Annotated in this window: 1 protein-coding gene; it reads right to left on the bottom strand. The window is 40.1% G+C overall.

All coding sequences use genetic code 11. The features are described 5' to 3' along the window. Positions 1-444 precede the first annotated feature (444 nt). Entirely contained in the window at positions 445-612 is a 168-nt protein-coding gene (locus FYJ79_RS12315) for a hypothetical protein (RefSeq protein WP_154518906.1), read from the bottom strand. Positions 613-1859 lie beyond the last annotated feature (1247 nt).

Genomic DNA, 1859 nt, shown 5'->3' with positions numbered 1-1859 from the left:
TTGAGGGATAGCGAGCGTCAAGAGCGGTAGCTTGAACGAAGTGAAAGCAAGCGCCTTTAGACGCGAGCAGGTATTACAGGCTTATAGCCGCAGTTCAAACCACGCCTTTTAGGCGTGGTTTTGATTGCATAAAATAGGAATAAAAGAGAAACTAGCTATTTTGATTATATTAATAATGTAAGAGATAGTCTTAACGTACTACTGAAATTTCATTTGTGTATCAAGGTGACGTTTCGCACCATTATGCCTCTCTCGGCGTAGTAGCGTGATTTGATTCCGTACTCGAAGTTACTTGTGGTGATGTGGCTTTAGACCCTGTACCCCCTGATTCCCTTCTTCTTGCACTCGTAGAGTTCCTTCAGGATGCAGTAGATTATCCTGAACATATCATCACTTGCCATACTCATTCCTCCTTCAAGCATAAAAGCCACCATGATGGTGACTTTATAATCCATACTTTTCAAATATAGCATCCGCTTCTTTGTGGAATTCATTATCAATCTCTGAAGTATCCGGGAATTTAGCAACTTCTTCCGGAGTCGGCATTTTACTATCATCAATGATATCATCCGGATCTACATTGAGAATCTTAGCTAATTCATCTTTTGACATAATTCAAATAACCTCCTCTCGTTAATATACGTATCAATTCATTAGAGCACTCAAATTCTATTTTATAATCATCATAATCCAAATACTTATCTTTAATTTACTATAAATTTTATTGAAAAAACATCAATATTTTTGAATTCTTTTATTTTTCCAATTCTATAGACAGTGCCATCATAACATGAAATATTAGAGCTGTTTGTCTTGGCTTCTCAAACAATTTTCTGATGTCATCTCTTGATGGAACAGAATTGTTTGGATGTTTATGTAAAGTCTCGAACAATGGAGTCGATTCATCAGCTAGTATTTCATTTTGTTTTTTAGTAAATCCACTTTGTAGCTTTCTTCAATTGTGCGCTGCCATCGTATTCTTAGCCAAAACTTTTCCCGTTCTCGCATCGATTGCAGCAATATGCTCATACTCAGAATCTTTATTAGCATTAAGTATTGCCAATGATTCATTACACAAAGCATCATCAGTATCCTTGTGTCCTGTCAATTCGACGAACTTGTCATGATACTTCTTCGTGTTTACTAACTTAGAATTTACATGCCCAGGTATATTCTTCCCAGTGTCCTTTATGTGAATACGCTCATTCTACCCATTCATTGTATCTCATCTAGTGCTGATCGTAGGAGTCAAGCCAATAGTGTACTTCTACTCTCAATGTGGGGTGCCGTCGAGCAATGGCAGTTCAGGTGAGTTGGCGGTACATTGACGCCTGGCATGATCTTCTTCACCCTGAACACCTTGCGTCAAGCTTCTTGCATACGTCGCATACGTCAGCGTCTCCGCAGGCCATGCACATGTACTCTTCGAAGCCGTTCTCATCATACTCGCGCATCTGTGCAGCGGTTCTCACCCTTGATAGTTCGGTGCGCATCAGCCTCTCAGCCCCCCCTTGCGAGCACTCTGAGGTTCTTTCCCTGTATGAGGCTGTTGTTTTCATTTCTCAGGAGGTCCTGGTGCATCCATATCCTGTCACTGAATGTTGAATAGTGGAAGGATTTATTGAATAGGTCATTTCTTATTCTGACATATTTGTTAACTATGACAGCTTAGATAAACCAAAAAGAATGATTGGTTGCAAAACAAGCCTGTACAGGGCCTATATACCGCCTTAGAGAAACTTTCTTCACTTTTTTGAGAAAAACTATTGCAAAGAGGGAAGATGCGTGGTACTATAGGCGAGCAGTCCCGAGAGGGACGCAAGCCGAACACTGATAACTGAACAGAAACACGTCAGATA

This window comes from Sharpea porci (genome assembly GCF_009695655.1).
Lineage (GTDB): Bacteria > Bacillota_I > Bacilli_A > Erysipelotrichales > Coprobacillaceae > Sharpea > Sharpea porci.
This window is presented reverse-complemented; position numbering and strand designations above follow the sequence as displayed.

What these genes read in the sequence shown, in the direction of transcription:
- FYJ79_RS12315 (WP_154518906.1), bottom strand. Translation starts at nt 612, where the DNA reads ATGTCAAAAGATGAATTAGCTAAGATTCTCAATGTAGATCCGGATGAT.